Here is a 15643-nt window from a genome sequence, read left to right as displayed (position 1 = left end):
CGGGTCATTTTGCCGTCGGGGAGAGAAGCTCCCTTTTGGCGATGGCTGCTTTTATGGCCATGTAGTCGACTTCCGGCGGCAGGGCGTCTTTGATCGGACGCAGTTTATGCGCACCCAGTTCCGCGATTTTTTGCATGATCAGCTTTTCCCAGCGCGGGGGAATAAAGTCGTCCCAGGAAAGATCCATTCCTTCCAGTCCGGCCCGGAGCAGATGATCTTCGACGGTGCTGCGGACAAGCCCTCTTTCCGCGGCGATTTCATCAATCGTTTTTCCCTGCACATACAAGTGATAGGTGACCAGGTGGCTCGGCTCTTTGTCAGAGGAGGCAGAGGCGGCCGGATCCGTTTCCGGAGAGAGATTATGTTTTTGCGCATATTGACGGATCGCTTCAAGAAAAGCGAGACCATATTTTTTGTATTTCCTCTCCCCGACACCGCTGATCGACCGCATCGCCTCTTCCGTCAGCGGCAGGCGGCGGCACATTTCTTTTAATGTGCTGTCGCCGAAAATCATATAAGGCGGCAACTGTTCCTGTTCGGACAGTGTTTTGCGAAGCTGGCGCAGTTCTTCAAACAACCCGTGGGAACGTTTCGGTTCGGAATGGAGCGATTGATCATGATCCAGGCGGATTCTGACCGGTCTCATTCCTTTCAGGACTTCAATCGCTTTGTTAGTCAGTTTGGCGATGGGAAAGGACATTCCGCCTTCGTAAGCGAGGGAGATATACCCTTCCGCTGCCAACCGCTTGCATAAGCCGAGGATTTCCTTCTCCGTGTATTCACTCAGGATCCCGTAGGTGGACAGCTTGTGGAGATCCCACTCCATAACGCGTTTGCTTTTGGAACCGCGCAACACTTTGGAGATGATGGTGAGTCCGAAACGTTCCTGCATTCGCTTGATACAGGAGAAGATTTTTTGCGCCTCAATGGTGATATCGCTCAAGTCCCCCGCCTGATTCCGACAATTTCCGCACGTGCCGCAGGCGGTCGTCTCTTTTTCGCCAAAATAGGAGACGATCTCTTTTTGCAGGCATCCTCCGGCATGGCAGTAGTTGATCATCTTTTGCAGTTTGTTCAGCTCATAGGTTTTACGCTCCGGCGTCATGTCGCTGTGCGTGATCAGGTAGCGCTGGGTCGGGATGTCCTGCGGAGAGAAAAGGAGGATGCATTCGCTTTTCTCACCGTCCCGTCCGGCCCGTCCGGCTTCCTGATAGTAGCACTCCAAATTCCGGGGCATGTTGTAATGGATGACAAAGCGCACATTGGATTTGTCGATGCCCATCCCAAAAGCATTGGTGGCGATGATGGTCTGGATCTGGTCATAGGAAAACTGCTCTTGGGCGCGGTTTCGTTCTTCTTCACTCATTCCTCCGTGGTATTTGGCCACAGAAAAACCGGCTCCGGCGAGCAAGGCGTGAAGCTGGTCGGTTTCTTTTCGTGTGGCACAGTAGATGATCCCCGTTTTTCCCTCATTTTGCCGCAAATAGTTTTGGATGAATTCGCTTCTGTTCTCTTCATGTCTAACATAAAAAGAAAGGTTTTCCCGCCGCAATTTGGTTGAAAATATATGGGAAGGCGGAATTTTCATCAGGCTGGCAATATCCTCACGCACGTCGCTCGTCGCGGTTGCTGTAAGAGCGGCAATAATCGGGCGTCGCGGCAGCTTCAGGATCATGTCCGCCATGGAGCGGTAGCTTGGACGGAAATCGTGCCCCCACTGGGAGATGCAGTGAGCCTCATCAATGGTGACAAAGTAAATGGGCAAGCTTTCAAAAATCGTCTGGAAACGGTGGGAATCGAGACGCTCGGGAGCGAGATAGAGCAGCTTGTATTTCCCCTGTTTCAGCCGGATGATGCGTTGGTCGATTTGCTCCGCGCTCAGGGAGCTGTTTATGTAAGTGGCCGGGATTCCCAGCTCTTTCAGTCCGTCAACTTGATCCTTCATCAGAGAGATCAAGGGGGAAACCACAAGGGTGATACCCGGAAACATTAACGCGGGAATCTGGTAGCAGATTGATTTGCCGCCACCGGTCGGCATGATGCCCATCGTGTTGTGCCCGGCCAGGATGCTTTCGATGATCTTTTTTTGTCCGCTGCGAAATGTGGGATAACCGAAGTATTTTTGCAGGAGCAGTTCCGCTTGCTCAAGTGACAAAGCGATTCACCCCCCAAAGTCCATGAAACTTGACTGTAATCTATTGTACACAATGGCAGGGGGCTTGGCAGGCAGGAATTTGCTTCTGTCGGCAAAGGGTGACAAGGGTAATAAATTTATTTAGAATGAATGAGGTATGTGGATAATCTGCGAAATGCAAATCAAAGCGCCTGACGATTGGAAAGAAGGTGTGAAGAACCATGCTTTTTATTGACAATCAAAATGTAACCGATCCGCGAATCAATCTCGCGATCGAGGAATACGCTTTGAAACATTTGGATATCGAAAATACGTACCTGCTCTTTTATATAAACGAACCATCGATTATTATCGGCAAACACCAGAACACCGTTGAAGAGATTCATGTCGATTATGTGCGGGAACACGGCATCCATGTGGTGCGACGGCTGTCCGGCGGCGGAGCGGTCTACCATGATCTGGGGAATTTGAACTTCAGCTTCATCACCAAGGACGATGGCAAAAGCTTTGCCAATTTCCGCAAGTTCACTGATCCTGTGATCCGGGCATTGCGGGAATTGGGATTGGATGCGGAATTGAGCGGCCGGAATGATATCCTGATCGAAGGCCGGAAAATATCGGGGAATGCACAATTTTCCAGCCGAGGACGCATGTTCAGCCATGGAACGCTGATGTTTGATGTCAACCTGGATCGCGTGGAAAAGGCGCTCCAGGTCAAAAAGGATAAAATAGAGTCAAAAGGGATTAAATCGGTGCGCAGCCGCGTCGCCAATATTACTGACTTTCTCAGACAGCCGATGACGATTTTGCAGTTTCGCTCTTATCTGTTGTCCCGCATTTTCGCCGGGCAAGATCCGATTCCCGAATATGTGTTGTCTGAAGCTGATTGGCGGGAAATTCACAGGATCGCAGACGAACGTTATAAAAATTGGGATTGGAACTTCGGGGAGTCTCCCGAGTTTAATGTGATGAGAAGCAAGCGGTTCCCCATCGGCTCGATCGATGTACGTCTGGATGTGGGGGAAAAAGGGATCATTAAAAACTGCAAGATTTACGGGGACTTTTTTGGGATCGGCGACGTTGCCGATATCGAGAAACGCCTCATCGGAAAACGGTATGATCGCGACGAGATCGAAGCGGCCCTTTCCGGTCTGGATGTGAAGCATTATTTCGGGGATATTACGAAGGAACAGTTTATCGATCTGCTTTACTGAACGAAGCGGGTTGAAGCAAAGGGAAAAGCTCGTACCGCGTTGTACGAGCTTTTCTTCCGTGATCAAATGATTCTCTTTAACAAAGAAGAGGGAGCATCCTGTTTGGCCAGCAGTTTTTGCAGTTTCGCTGCTTTGTATATCAGAATATGCTCCAAAACAAAATCCTGGTATCCTTTCAACAGCAATAAGTAGAGAACGCTGCGGTACAACTTTTGTTTCGGGGGTTGCAGCGGGTCGATGAGGATGAGGGAAACCTGCGTCCCTTGGTTGACTGTCAATGCAAATATTGAACCGAGAGAACTGTCTTTCCGGCGATATCGGTATTCCTCCAACTGATATTGATTGCGCGTTCCGGCAAATTTGACAACCTCCCGCGGGAGAAGCGGCAAATGTTGATGTTTTAACAGGTTGGCGGGGATGTATAGGTTGAGGCGATCGTTTTGTGAAGCATTAAAGCGGAGTACGGCTTTGTAGTTGGCGAGTGCGGGAATGAGTGAAATGCGTCCGATAAAGGTTTGGATGATTAAAGATCGATCGCTGATCTTGTAGCCGAACAGGATATCCTGGTCAATCAGGCCCCAGCCTTTGGGTGAAAGTTGAACCCGGCCCAGATGTAACAGTTGAATCATTCTTGAGCGCAAAAGATGTATGTCCGTGCATGGGCTGATCCGTTCATTCCAGCGGCGGAAAGCGTGAAAATCAAGGACGATTTGCAAATCTTTCGGCAATTGGCCCGGAATCCGCCCGCTGCGAGCTTTTTGCCTGGAAATCTGCCGAATCAGTGTCTCTTTGTCCAGTTGATCGTCAAAATGACGGCAGCATGTCCATTCGGTCACTTGAATCTCTTTGTTGACAAACGCCTTGTTATACAGAATCTGGTGAAAGCGGGGATGTTGTTTAAGCCGGTGAAGCAGTTCATCATGTTGATTGGAAGGGTGTAACATAGCGGTGTCATCCTTTCTCTGAAAATGATGACAAAACCGAACAGCCTTCTGGGTGAAATCCGGGATTACACGCTCCTCGAAAACAGTTCTGTATATTAATAGTAACATAATAAAAGTAATTTAGGTGAATGTTTTCATATAATTATAAAATTAGTTTCTGTTACTTATGTCAGAGGGGCACAGAAAAAAGCGCTTGGTTATTTGACCAAGCGCTTGCTTTTATCTTCTGAATTTTGGAATCATTTGACTTAATATTCATGTAAAATGCAAATTTATTAATCTAATTTTCCTCGCTTGGATGTTCTCTCCATTCTTTCAGGGTATCCTTGACAATTCGCTGTACCACCGCGGCCGGGTCCAATTGATGTTGCCGGGCAATCGCCTCCAATTGCTCAATTTCCTCTATGGTTAACCAGAAATGAAATGAGATAAAAGCATCTTCCACCAACTCTGACTGCTTCCGCCTGAAAAACACGTCTCAGCCCACCTTCCGTTTGCCGGCTAATGTTGTAATTACTGTTATATTTTGATATTTACATTCGTTTTCCTGTTAACGAAACGTGAAAGGATGGGGATTTGCTGCGGGAATTAACCGCATACTGAATGTGTCAGGGAAGAGCATCCTCAGGATGGTCATCTGCTTATTCAGCGAAAAAAGCATGAAGATCTGAATTTGCTGAGGCTTTCATCTTCGGGTTGGCTGGGAGGAGATGCTTTTTTCTTATTCAAATAAAATAGCATTTATGAAAGATATAAAAGTAGCCTTGACAAATATTCGAAAATTCTATTAAGATAAAAACAAACAAGCGCTTGTTTTTGAGATTGTCTTTGCAGAAGTTGGAGAAAGGAATTGGATGATGGCCAGAGTTGGACGGAGAGAAGAGATTTTAGCCATTGCCTGCCGGCTTTTCAGCCAAAAAGGGTATCATGGCACTACCATTCGCGATATTTCTGAGGCCTGCGGAATTCTGTCAGGCAGTTTATACGCTCATATCAATACCAAGGAAGATTTGCTGTTTGAGATTACAGACCGGGGGGCGGAAGCGTTTTTGGGCTCCCTTGAGCCGATTGTGAAGAGCGGGAAGACTGCCTCGCAAAAACTGCGGGAAGCGGTCAAGGCGCATATGCATGTGATCGAGGCAAATCTGGAAGCAGCCACCGTGTTTTTTCATGAATGGAAAGCGCTGACCGGTGACCGGTATGAGCAAATTCGAAAAAAGCGCGATAGTTATGAGCGCTTGTGGGCAGCCATTTTGGAAGAGGGGATCAAGTCCGGGGAATTTAAGCAATTGGATGAAAAATTGGCCCGTCTGCTCGTATTGTCGGTGGCCAACTGGACTTACCAATGGTATCGCCCGGGAGGGAAACTGAAGGCGGATGAGGTTGCCGACCGGTTTGTGGAGATGATTCTCATCGGCTTTCAGGCGTAAAAAAGGGGGAGAAAAAGGATGGATCACCGGACCGAGGAGTTCGTGGAGCGCATCCGCCGCGGCGGGAAGGTGGAAGCGACCGACTGGATGCCGGATGAATACAGAAAGCTGTTGATCAAACTGATCCATATGCATGCGGTGAGCGAGATCATGGGGGCGTATCCGGAAAAGGAATGGGTGCCAAAAGCGCCGACGCTGCGGCGTAAACTGGCCATCATGGCCAAAGTCCAGGATGAAATGGGGCATGGCCAGTTGCTCCTGCGCGTGGTGGAAGATTTGGCTGCGCCCTTGGGCAAAACGCGTGAAGATCTCATAGCAGACATTTATACAGGGAAAGTGAAATTTCATAATGTTTTTCATATGGAAGCGCGTACCTGGGCGGATGCCGGGGTGATCGGGTGGCTTGTCGACGGAGCCGCGATCATCAACCAGGCGGCGTTGCTGGAAACTTCTTATGCGCCTTATGCCCGTGTGTTGAAGCGGATTTGTGCCGAGGAGAGCTTTCACATGCAGCACGGTGAAAATATTATTCTGGCATTGGCGATGGGAACGAAACAGCAACGGCAAATGCTACAAGAAGCACTCAATTACTGGTGGGAATCATTGCTCTTTTTCTTCGGGCCCAAAGAGGTGACCCCGGCAGCCGAACGCATGTTGTATTACCGGATACGCACGAAAACGAACGAGGAGCTTCGTCAGAAATTTTTGGACAAATACGTTCCGCGGATTCAATCGCTTGGCCTCACCATTCCCGATGAACAGCTCCGCTATGATCGTGAACGGAAGGCATGGGTTTACTCTGAACCGGATTGGGACAAGTTCGGCCGGATTGTCCGGGAGAACCGGGGGCCGAAATCCAGGGAAAGAATGGAGCTGAGGCGATCCGCACACGAGGAACAGCGCTGGGTGAGAGAAGCGATGGCCAGATCCCATTTGCCGGCGGGATAAGGAGGGCAGATAATGACTGGAAAAACTTGGCAGTATGAAGAGTATGAAGTTTTTCTCCGGCGCTCGCATCAAGAACCTCAAGTCCATGTGGGAAGTTTGCTGGCTCCTTCGCCCGATGTTGCACTGATTCTGGCGCGCGAGAATTTTATGCGCCGGGATCCGGCGGTCAGCATCTGGGTGGTTCCAAGTAAACAAGTGACCGAAGCGACCGGTGAGTCCGGTTTTTTGAGCAGGGAAATGGATCGCAAATATCGCGAGGTCGCCGGTTATACAGAGAATGGCCGCTTGTGGCGGATGTTCAAAGAGAAGGCGATTACCCTGGAAGAGATCGTGGCTTATGTCGAAGGGAGAAACCAGGAAAGTAAACGGGAAAGAAGGGCAGAACGGGGGTGAAAGCGGATGAAAATGGAACAGGACACAAGGATAACGGACGGGCAAAAGTTTGAAACGGCCCTGAAATACTGGCTTGCCTGTCTGGCAGATGATGAATTGACGCTCGGGCATCGTGATTCCGAATGGCTTGGGCTTTGCCCGGATATTGAAGGGGATGTGGCGTTCAGTTCGATTGCTCAGGATGAAGTGGGACATGCCGTCTTTTATTTTGACCTGCTTCATCAACTGGGGGAGGGGGATCCCGACCGGCTGGCGTTCAGCCGCGATCAGCACTTGCGCCGTAACGCGATTCTCCTGGAGCGGCCGAACGGGGATTGGGCTTACTCGATTCTGCGTCACTATTTTTATGACCTGTTTGATGATCTGAGGCTGCAGTCGATGGAAAGTTCCAGCTATGCTCCCCTCAGGCAGGGCACACAAAAAATCCGGCGGGAAGAGTACTATCATTTGTTGCATATGAAGACGTTGTTTTCCCGCTTGGGAAGTGCCGGCGGACAAGCAAGGGAGAGGATGGAAGAGGCGCTGCTGAAAGTGTGGCCGGATCTTGGGGATTTATTCGATTTTGGCCCTTATGAAAAAGAATTGTTGGAATTTGGCATCATTTCTCTCTCCGGCAGTGAAGTTCGCCGCCGCTGGGAAGAGCAGGTACGTGATGCGCTCTTATCAATCGGATTCGAATGGCCGGGAGAAATCCCCTCTTCCTCCAGAAGCGGCCGAAGGGGTGAACACAGTTCCGACCTGCAGCCCCTGCTGGACACGCTCTGTGAAGTGTATGCCATCGACTCCAACGCGAGATGGTGAGGCTGCAAGGGAGGGGAGAGCGTGACGGAGACGGAAGTTTGGGATGCGCTGAAAGAAGTGACGGACCCGGAGATTCCGACGGTGAGCGTTGTCGATATGGGGATGGTTAACCGGGTGAAGGTAAGCGATGGGACCGTCGAGGTGGAAATGCTGCCGACCTTTGTCGGATGCCCGGCGCTTGATCTCATTCGCAAGCAGGTGGAACAGCGGCTCTTGAAAGGCGGAATAGTGCGCGAAGTGCAAGTGACGTTTCTCTTTGACCCGCCGTGGACGAGTGACCGGATTACGGATGAGGGTAAGCAGAAACTGAAGCAGTTCGGGATCGCCCCGCCTGTGGAAGGCCCTGCTGAGCCCCCGCCTTGCCCCTATTGTGGACAGGCCGGTGCCGACGTGATCAATCTGTTCGGACCTACCGCCTGCCGTGCCATCTATTATTGCAAACGCTGTCATCAGCCGTTTGAAGGGATGAAAAAGGTGTGACGGGGGTGAGGGAGATGTTTCAATCCGAATTTGAGGCAATGGAGCGGACCGAACTGGAACGGTTACAGGAGAAGCGTTTGCGTGAGATCGTGACCAGGGTTTATCATCATGTGCCGTTTTACCGGAAGCAGCTGGATGAGCGCAAACTTTCACCTGATTGTTTTCGCGGGCTGGACGATTTGCCCCGGTTGCCGTTTACCACCAAAAAGGATTTGCGTGACCATTACCCGGCGGGTTTATTCGCGGTCGGAATGGAGGAAGTGAAACGGCTCCACGCTTCATCCGGGACAAAGGGAAAACCGACGGTTGTCGGGTATACGAGGCGAGATCTGCAAAGTTGGGCCGATGTCTGTGCCAGGGCGATCGTCGCTGCCGGCGGGAAAGAGGGAGACATTTTTCATAATGCGTATGGCTACGGATTGTTTACGGGAGGACTGGGGCTGCATCAAGGTGCGGAACGACTGGGGCAAACCGTGATCCCGGCTTCGGGCGGCAATCGCCTGCGGCAGTTAAGCATGATTTGCGACCTCAAACCCCGGGGAATTGCGGGCACTCCTTCTTTCATCCTCAGTCTGGGCGAGACATTGGCGGAAATGGGAGAAGATCCCCGGGAAACTTCGCTCGAATACGGAATTTTCGGAGCGGAGCCGTGGTCGGAGGCGATGCGTGAAAAACTGGAAGACTTATGGGGCATTCATGCCGTCGATATTTACGGCCTGTCCGAACTGACCGGCCCGGGAGTGGCGATTGAATGCTGGCAAGCAAAAGATGGTTTGCATATCGCCGAAGATCATTTTCTGGTGGAGGTGATTGATCCGGAAACGGGAGAGAGAAAGCCGGACGGGGAGATCGGCGAGCTGGTGTTCACCAGCCTGACCAAGGAAGCGATTCCGCTTCTGCGCTACCGTACCGGGGATTTGGCGGTAGTCGTGCGGGAACCGTGCCGCTGCGGCCGGACCCATGCGCGGATGTCCCGGGTAAAAGGGCGCATTGACGATATGCTGATTATCCGCGGAGTCAATGTTTATCCGATGGAAATTGAACCCGTGCTCATGAGGAAGTCCCACCTTGCCCCGCATTATCAATTGATCATTGAAAAGAGAGGAAGGCTGGACGAGCTGACTGTTGAGGTGGAAGTGACGGAAGCTGTGTGGCAGCAGCTTGGACGAAATGCCGCTCACGAAAAATTAAAAGCGCTGACAAAAGAGCTTGCGTCCGAGATCAAGGATCTGCTGGGGCTTAGTATACTCGTAAAAATCCATGCGCCAAAATCCATTCCGCGCAGCGAAGGAAAAGCGGTTCGCATCATCGACCGCCGCATGACAGCCGGTTCATGAGCACTGATTGCATTACGCAAAAATAAGGGGAGGATGAGATCCATGGTGAAATTGGTTGCCTTGTACAAACAGCCGGAGGATAAACAAGCGTTTGATGACCACTATTTCAATATCCATCTTCCGCTTGCGGGCAAAATGCCGGGGCTGAAAAAAGTGACGGTTACCCGTTTCAGTGAGACCCCGATGGGAACGGAGGCTCCTTTTTACCTCAAAGCGGAAATGTTTTTTGACGATAAGGAAACCCTGATGCGGGCGATGGGATCGCCGGAAGGAAAAGCGGCCGCCAAAGATGTGATGTCGTTTGCCGGCAAATTGGTCACGATGATGATCGGTGAAGAGCTGGATGGCAATGAAAAGTGAAGGTCTGCGGATTCAGCGGCCGGCCGTGATCGGGGCCGGGACGATGGGAATGGGGATTGTCGAAGTTCTGGCCGGAAACGGATTTTCGGTTCAGGTGGTGGAACTGTCGCAAGACCTCTTTAATGATGCCCTGCAAAAGATGGACAAGCGCTTGCTCCGACGAGTGGAGAAGGGGAAGATGGCCGCGCGTGAGCGGGAGGAGATCCTCGGGCGGATTCGTTATGTACCGGCCATCAACAATCTGGATCAGGTGGATCTCGTGATTGAGGCCGTTGTCGAAAATCTCGCGGTGAAGCAGGAGGTCTTCAAGGATCTGGATGCATGCACCTCCCCGGATACGATTCTGGCCTCCAATACTTCTTCTCTGTCGATTACGGGAATTGCCGCCAAAACGACCCGGCCGGAGCGGGTGCTCGGTCTTCATTTCTTCAATCCCGTGCCGCGGATGGCCTTGGTGGAAGTGGTCGCCGGCATGGCCACATCGCCCGCGTTGGTGGAAGCCGTGAGCGAATGGATCAGGACGCTGGGAAAAGAACCGGTCAAAGTGAAGGATGTGCCGGGATTTCTGGTCAATCGCGTGGCCCGGCCGTTTCATACGGAAGCGTACCGGATCGTGCAGGAAGGAACGGCCGGTAAAGCGCAGGTGGATCGCATCATCCGTTCGGCCGGATTTAAAATGGGCCCGTTTGAGCTTCAGGATTTGATCGGCATCGACATCAATTATGCCGCTTCCGTTTCCGTTTACGAAGGATATTTTCACGATCCCCGCTTCCGCCCGCATTTTGTCCAGCAGCGAATGGTGGAGAGCGGAGCGCTGGGGCGCAAAACCGGAAAGGGGCACTATTCGTATGAGTCGTAATATAGCGGTCTTGGGAAAAGGAAGCTTGTTCACCGCGGTTTGCCGTTTTTTGCGGGAACGCGGCTTTGCGCCTCTGACGCTGGAACAACTGGCGGATCACGATGTTTGTGCGGTTGTGGATGTGAACCCGGGAGTGGACGGGCAAAAGAGGCAGCAGTTGCAGCTGGCCGAAGCGCGGATTTCGCCGCAAACGCCGATCTACACCTCGACGCTCCACCGAACGGCGACCGAAATCGCTTCCTGGCTGTCCGTGCCGGAACGGGTCGTCGGCTTCTCACCTCTCGGACTGGAGCAGTTTCCCGTGCTGGAAGTCGCCTGCCCTCTGCAAGCGGAAGAGATAAAAGGTTGGGATCAACATCTTCGGCTGGCGGAGTCCTGGGGCAAACAGGTGGAGCGGGTCGGTGATCAACCCGGCCTGGTCTTCCCGCGGATTCTTTCGCTCCTGGTTAATGAAGCTGCTTTTGCCTTGAGTGAAGGGATTTCCAGCAAAGAAGAGATCGATACGGCCATGAAAAAGGGAACCAACTTTCCTTTTGGCCCTTTGGAATGGGCGGATCGGGTCGGAATTGAGCAAATTGCCGCCGTGTTGGAGGGAATGCAGCGCGAATGGGGCGACGATCGCTACCGTCCTGCACCGTTGCTGAAGAAGATGATCTATGCTGGTTATGTGGGGATTGCGGCAGGAAGAGGTTTTTATCACTATCAGGATGCCAAGCTGGGAGGGTGAACGATGCGCGAAGTGGTGATTGTCGATGCCGTCCGCACGCCGATCGGCCGTTATCTCGGAAGTTTGAGCAGAACGCGTGCGGATGATCTGGCCGCCCATGTCATCAAGGCGCTGCTTGATCGCAATCCTGGTTTGCCCCCTTCACTGGTCGAAGATGTTCTGCTCGGATGTGCCAACCAGGCGGGAGAAGATAATCGAAATGTGGCGCGCATGGCTGCATTGCTTGCCGGTTTGCCGCTGGAGGCCGGCGGGGTCACCGTCAACCGTTTGTGCGGTTCCGGTCTGGAGGCGGTCAATCAGGCCGTGGCTGCGATCGCTTTTGGAGCCGGCGATGCCATGATTGCCGGCGGCGTGGAAAATATGAGCCGCGCCCCGTTGGTGATGCTGAAGCCGGAGACGGGGTTGGCCCGCGGGAATCAGACGCTGGTCGATACAACCCTCGGCTGGCGCTTTGTCAACCCGAAACTGGCGGCGATGTACGATCCGGTCAGCATGGGTGAGACAGCCGAAAATGTCGCTGAAAAATACGGGATCTCGCGGGAAGAACAAGACCGGTTTGCGCTCGGCAGCCAGCAAAAAGCCCGTGCGGCATGGGAAGAGGGCAAATTTGCCGATGAAATCGTCGCGATTGAGGTAACCGAACCGGGAGGGGCAACCGTCGCATTTGCGCGGGATGAGCATCCCCGGCCGCAAACGACATTGGAAAAATTATCGCAGTTACGCCCCGCTTTTCGCCAGGGGGGAACCGTGACGGCCGGAAATGCTTCCGGGATCAATGACGGTGCTTCCGCGCTTCTTTTAATGGCCCGGGACGTGGCGGAAAGGCTCGGTCTGAAACCGATGGCAAAGGTTGTCGCGTTTGCCGTCGAGGGAACCAATCCGCTTTATATGGGCATAGGCCCGGTCGGAGCCACCCGCAAAGTGCTGAAACGGGCGGGGATCAGCGTGTCCGATCTCGATTTGGTCGAGTTAAACGAAGCATTTGCCGCACAGTCCTTGGCTTGCATTTCCGAGTTGGGTCTTGATCCGGACAGGGTGAATGTAAACGGTGGAGCAATTGCCTTGGGCCACCCGCTCGGAGCCAGCGGTGCACGTATTTTGACGACGCTGGTGCATGAATTGGAAAAGCGGCAGGGACGGTTTGGCCTGGCTACGATGTGCATTGGCGTCGGCCAGGGAATCGCCACCCTGATCGAACGGATTGACAGCTAAACCAAAAGGAGAGGATCAGGCATGTTAAAGGAAAAAGTAGCGCTTCTTAAGGAAAAATACGACCTGTTGATCGGCGGCGAACATGTGCCCAGTGAGTCGGGTGAATATTTTACCGTCTATAATCCCGCAAACGGAGAAGCGATTGCACAAGTGGTCAAAGCGACCCGCGCCGATGTGGACCGGGCGGTGCAATCCGCGCGCGATGCGCTTTCCAACAGCAAATGGGCACGCTGGCCCGCTTCCCGCCGCGGACAGATTTTAAACAAAATCGCGTCGATCATGCGGCAGCGCTTCAATGATTTGGTTGAACTCGAAGTGCTCAACAGCGGAAAAGCGTTGTCTGCCGCCAAAGGACAAGTGATGCAGGCCATTGAGGATTTTGAACTGTATGCCGGTGCGGTTACCACGATTCAGGGACATACAAAACCCGTTCCCAATGGTTTCTTTCACTATTCGGTGAAAGAGCCGGTCGGGGTTTGTGCGCAAATCGTTCCGTGGAACTATCCGCTTATGATGACGGCCTGGAAAGTGGCCCCGGCCCTGGCCGCAGGTTGTACCCTCATTTTGAAACCGGCCAGTTTAACCCCGCTCACTGCACTCGTACTCGCGGACATTTGCCATGAAGCGGGAGTTCCTGCCGGCGTGATCAATGTGATTACCGGGAGCGGCGCCGATGTCGGTTCCTACCTGGTCGAACACCCGGGAGTTGACAAAGTGGCCTTTACCGGGGAAACGACGACCGGGAAAGATATCATGGCCAAGGCTTCCGACACCTTGAAGCGCGTCACTCTGGAGCTCGGCGGGAAATCGCCGAATATCGTCTTTGCCGATGCTGATCTGGAAGCGGCGGTGAACGGCTCTGTCTACGGAATTTACTATAATACCGGCCAATCCTGCGAAGCTCGCTCCCGCCTGTTTGTTCACGAGGATATCTACGATGCCTTTATTGAGAAATTTGTGGAACAGACCAAAAAATTGAAATTGGGCGATCCGTTTAACGAAGAGACTCACGTCGGAGCAGTTATTTCCCAAGGGCAATGGGATACAATCGATTCATATGTCAAATTGGCGGAAAAAGAAGGCGCCCGGGTTCTCTATGGCGGCAAGCGTCCGGAAGGGGAGGAGTTTGCCAAAGGTTACTGGTATATGCCGACGGTGATCGTCGATGCAACCAATGACATGCGGGTGGCTCAAGAGGAGATTTTCGGTCCGGTTGTCGTTGTGATCAAGTTTAAAGATGAAAAAGAAGTGGTAAAGCTGGCAAACGAAACGATGTACGGTCTCGCTGCGGCCGTATGGACCCGTGACTTCGGACGGGCGCATCGGGTTGCCTCCCAGCTGAAAGCCGGCGTGGTGATGATCAATAATCCGTTCTCCGCTTTCCCGGGCCTGCCGTTTGGCGGTTACAAACAATCCGGGTTCGGCCGTGAACTGGCCATCGAATCGCTGGAATTGTATATGGAGACGAAAAGTGTCCTCTCCTATGTAGGGCCAAAACCGCTCAATCCGTTCGGTGTGTAGGAGGAGCGAGATGAAAGCAGGACTGTCGCCGGGATACCAGGAAGAGATTACGATTACCGTAACCGAAGATATGGTCGCCTCCTTCGGGGGACAGATGGTTCATCCCGTGTTATCCACGGTATCGCTTGTCTATTATATGGAATGGGCGGGGCGAAAGGTGATCTTGCCTTTTTTGCAGGAGGGTGAAGAAGGAGTGGGAGCGTACATTGAGGTAAAACACCGCGCTCCGGCCCCGATTGGCAAGCAAGTCACCATTACTGCCACCGTGAAAGAAGTGACGGAACAAAAAGTGGTCTGTGATGTGATCGCCAGGCATGACCGCGCCGTTGTCGGGGAAAGTGAGTTTGTGCAAATCATCCTGCCGAAGGATAAACTGAAGGAAAATATTGAACGGATGAAATAAAAACCGGGGGAGTGATGGTCCCCCGGTTTTTTCATTGAGAATAAAAATAACCATTCAACCCCAAGAGGATGAATGGTTGATGAAGAGGTTTGCTTGTCTTCTTTATAAATTTGGCCGGCAAGCTTCTGCTTCGCCTCTGTGAACACCGGCGTTGCTGGAAAAAGAACCGGTGCCTCTAACTTAGAAACCAAATCCGCCGGCGACGAAGACGAAAATGGTCGCAATCACCAGCAGGAAGATTAACAGCCTTCTCCAGCCAAATCCAAAACCATAACCATAACTCATATTTCTCACCTCCAGAAACAAATTCAATATATCTTATTTCACGGGTGAAACAGTGGAAGTGCGTTCTCCTATTTTTTATTGAAATTGGACTAGTATCTTTTTCAGTTTTTTGGGTGCTTTTGAGGATGAAGAGAATGAGCAGACATCTCAAACAAGTGTTGCCGGCAATGGGAAAATTAAGGCAAATTGCCCAGTTGCGATTTGGATAAACGGTCATATTATAATCGTGTATCCCAGCTTAACAAGGAGTGAAGCGTATGGAACGAATGAAACCTCCGGTTTATCCAATGATGCCGATGCCGATGCCCCCGATGTATCCGATCTTTCACCATCCCAAACATCACAAAAAACATCACTATCCCAAACATCATCATAAAATGATAGATTATCATCATTTGCACGAAGCCTATCACCACAGCAAATGTGCCACGAAGCTCTTGAAACATATGCTCGGCCATCATCATCACCGCCATCACTATCATGACTGGTGTCACTGGGACAGCTCTTCCAGCAGTTCGCATTGGATGGACAGCAGCTCCTCCGGCAGTTCCCACTGGATGGACAGCTGCTCCTGAACGAAAGGAGGTTGAGAAAA

The 15643-nt window shown here is 51.9% G+C and carries 17 protein-coding genes; 14 read left to right on the top strand and 3 right to left on the bottom strand.

The window, feature by feature from the left end:
• Positions 1–4: 4 nt before the first annotated feature.
• Positions 5–2155 carry a DNA helicase RecQ gene (recQ, locus tag I8U19_RS06525; protein WP_198055499.1) on the bottom strand — a complete coding sequence of 717 codons (2151 nt, stop codon included), beginning with the start codon at positions 2153–2155 and terminating at the stop codon, positions 5–7.
• A 200-nt stretch (positions 2156–2355) separates the two neighbouring features.
• On the opposite strand from recQ, the gene lplA reads away from it, so the two are divergent.
• The gene (gene lplA, locus I8U19_RS06520) at positions 2356–3348 is read left to right on the top strand and encodes a lipoate--protein ligase (protein WP_033100847.1); all 993 of its coding nucleotides are present in this window, start codon (positions 2356–2358) and stop codon (positions 3346–3348) included.
• Positions 3349–3410: 62 nt separating this feature from the next.
• On the opposite strand, the gene I8U19_RS06515 is transcribed toward lplA, so the two are convergent.
• Together I8U19_RS06515 and I8U19_RS06510 are read right to left on the bottom strand one after the other, a co-directional pair.
• Positions 3411–4292: a hypothetical protein gene (locus I8U19_RS06515; protein ID WP_198055498.1), complete on the bottom strand. Its 882-nt coding sequence runs from the start codon at positions 4290–4292 to the stop codon at positions 3411–3413.
• Between the two features lie 280 nt (positions 4293–4572).
• A complete protein-coding gene (locus I8U19_RS06510) occupies positions 4573–4767 on the bottom strand; it encodes a hypothetical protein (RefSeq protein WP_033100849.1) in 195 nt (64 codons plus the stop codon).
• A gap of 379 nt (positions 4768–5146) precedes the next feature.
• Between I8U19_RS06510 and I8U19_RS06505 the strand changes: the two genes are divergently transcribed.
• The 13 genes from I8U19_RS06505 (at position 5147) to I8U19_RS06445 (ending at position 15623) form a co-directional block, all read left to right on the top strand.
• Positions 5147–5722, top strand: a complete 576-nt coding sequence (locus I8U19_RS06505; RefSeq protein ID WP_232336327.1) for a TetR/AcrR family transcriptional regulator — start codon at positions 5147–5149, stop codon at positions 5720–5722.
• Positions 5723–5740: 18 nt separating this feature from the next.
• Positions 5741–6670, top strand: a complete 930-nt coding sequence (paaA, locus tag I8U19_RS06500; RefSeq protein WP_033100850.1) for a 1,2-phenylacetyl-CoA epoxidase subunit PaaA — start codon at positions 5741–5743, stop codon at positions 6668–6670.
• Positions 6671–6682: 12 nt separating this feature from the next.
• On the top strand, positions 6683–7063 hold the full coding sequence (locus tag I8U19_RS06495) for a phenylacetic acid degradation protein (RefSeq protein WP_198055497.1): 381 nt from the start codon (positions 6683–6685) through the stop codon (positions 7061–7063).
• 6 nt (positions 7064–7069) lie between these two features.
• A complete protein-coding gene (gene paaC / locus I8U19_RS06490; protein WP_052154154.1) occupies positions 7070–7864 on the top strand; it encodes a 1,2-phenylacetyl-CoA epoxidase subunit PaaC in 795 nt (264 codons plus the stop codon).
• Positions 7865–7885: 21 nt separating this feature from the next.
• Positions 7886–8344, top strand: a complete 459-nt coding sequence (paaD, locus tag I8U19_RS06485) for a 1,2-phenylacetyl-CoA epoxidase subunit PaaD (RefSeq protein ID WP_198055496.1) — start codon at positions 7886–7888, stop codon at positions 8342–8344.
• A 14-nt stretch (positions 8345–8358) separates the two neighbouring features.
• Positions 8359–9681 carry a phenylacetate--CoA ligase family protein gene (locus tag I8U19_RS06480; protein ID WP_198055495.1) on the top strand — a complete coding sequence of 441 codons (1323 nt, stop codon included), beginning with the start codon at positions 8359–8361 and terminating at the stop codon, positions 9679–9681.
• Positions 9682–9723: 42 nt separating this feature from the next.
• Positions 9724–10041 (top strand): EthD family reductase, encoded by a 318-nt coding sequence (locus I8U19_RS06475; protein WP_033100853.1) that lies wholly within the window; start codon positions 9724–9726, stop codon positions 10039–10041.
• Entirely contained in the window at positions 10025–10900 is an 876-nt protein-coding gene (locus I8U19_RS06470) for a 3-hydroxyacyl-CoA dehydrogenase family protein (protein WP_232330853.1), read from the top strand. Before I8U19_RS06475 ends, I8U19_RS06470 begins: the two co-directional genes overlap by 17 nt.
• A complete protein-coding gene (locus I8U19_RS06465; RefSeq protein WP_198055494.1) occupies positions 10890–11627 on the top strand; it encodes a 3-hydroxyacyl-CoA dehydrogenase family protein in 738 nt (245 codons plus the stop codon). The genes I8U19_RS06470 and I8U19_RS06465 overlap by 11 nt, the downstream gene beginning before the upstream one ends.
• Before the next feature lie 3 nt (positions 11628–11630).
• Positions 11631–12839 (top strand): thiolase family protein, encoded by a 1209-nt coding sequence (locus tag I8U19_RS06460; RefSeq protein ID WP_198055493.1) that lies wholly within the window; start codon positions 11631–11633, stop codon positions 12837–12839.
• Between the two features lie 21 nt (positions 12840–12860).
• Complete coding sequence (locus I8U19_RS06455) at positions 12861–14360, top strand: aldehyde dehydrogenase family protein (RefSeq protein WP_198055492.1); 1500 nt, start codon at positions 12861–12863, stop codon at positions 14358–14360.
• 10 nt (positions 14361–14370) lie between these two features.
• Positions 14371–14763, top strand: a complete 393-nt coding sequence (locus I8U19_RS06450) for a thioesterase family protein (RefSeq protein ID WP_033100858.1) — start codon at positions 14371–14373, stop codon at positions 14761–14763.
• A 542-nt stretch (positions 14764–15305) separates the two neighbouring features.
• Positions 15306–15623 (top strand): hypothetical protein, encoded by a 318-nt coding sequence (locus tag I8U19_RS06445; protein WP_033100859.1) that lies wholly within the window; start codon positions 15306–15308, stop codon positions 15621–15623.
• Positions 15624–15643: the final 20 nt, after the last annotated feature.

Source organism: Thermoactinomyces sp. CICC 10523, assembly GCF_016055105.1.
Lineage (GTDB): Bacteria > Bacillota > Bacilli > Thermoactinomycetales > Thermoactinomycetaceae > Thermoactinomyces_A > Thermoactinomyces_A daqus.
The sequence above is the reverse complement of the archived record's forward strand: the minus strand, read 5'-3'. Positions and strand labels throughout refer to the sequence as shown.

What these genes read in the sequence shown, in the direction of transcription:
- I8U19_RS06505 (WP_232336327.1), top strand. Translation starts at nt 5,147, where the DNA reads ATGATGGCCAGAGTTGGACGGAGAGAAGAGATTTTAGCCATTGCCTGC.
- I8U19_RS06450 (WP_033100858.1), top strand. Translation starts at nt 14,371, where the DNA reads ATGAAAGCAGGACTGTCGCCGGGATACCAGGAAGAGATTACGATTACC.
- I8U19_RS06455 (WP_198055492.1), top strand. Translation starts at nt 12,861, where the DNA reads ATGTTAAAGGAAAAAGTAGCGCTTCTTAAGGAAAAATACGACCTGTTG.
- I8U19_RS06480 (WP_198055495.1), top strand. Translation starts at nt 8,359, where the DNA reads ATGTTTCAATCCGAATTTGAGGCAATGGAGCGGACCGAACTGGAACGG.
- paaC (WP_052154154.1), top strand. Translation starts at nt 7,070, where the DNA reads ATGAAAATGGAACAGGACACAAGGATAACGGACGGGCAAAAGTTTGAA.
- I8U19_RS06495 (WP_198055497.1), top strand. Translation starts at nt 6,683, where the DNA reads ATGACTGGAAAAACTTGGCAGTATGAAGAGTATGAAGTTTTTCTCCGG.
- I8U19_RS06475 (WP_033100853.1), top strand. Translation starts at nt 9,724, where the DNA reads ATGGTGAAATTGGTTGCCTTGTACAAACAGCCGGAGGATAAACAAGCG.
- I8U19_RS06470 (WP_232330853.1), top strand. Translation starts at nt 10,025, where the DNA reads ATGGCAATGAAAAGTGAAGGTCTGCGGATTCAGCGGCCGGCCGTGATC.
- I8U19_RS06460 (WP_198055493.1), top strand. Translation starts at nt 11,631, where the DNA reads ATGCGCGAAGTGGTGATTGTCGATGCCGTCCGCACGCCGATCGGCCGT.
- I8U19_RS06465 (WP_198055494.1), top strand. Translation starts at nt 10,890, where the DNA reads ATGAGTCGTAATATAGCGGTCTTGGGAAAAGGAAGCTTGTTCACCGCG.
- I8U19_RS06515 (WP_198055498.1), bottom strand. Translation starts at nt 4,292, where the DNA reads ATGTTACACCCTTCCAATCAACATGATGAACTGCTTCACCGGCTTAAA.
- I8U19_RS06445 (WP_033100859.1), top strand. Translation starts at nt 15,306, where the DNA reads ATGGAACGAATGAAACCTCCGGTTTATCCAATGATGCCGATGCCGATG.
- lplA (WP_033100847.1), top strand. Translation starts at nt 2,356, where the DNA reads ATGCTTTTTATTGACAATCAAAATGTAACCGATCCGCGAATCAATCTC.
- paaA (WP_033100850.1), top strand. Translation starts at nt 5,741, where the DNA reads ATGGATCACCGGACCGAGGAGTTCGTGGAGCGCATCCGCCGCGGCGGG.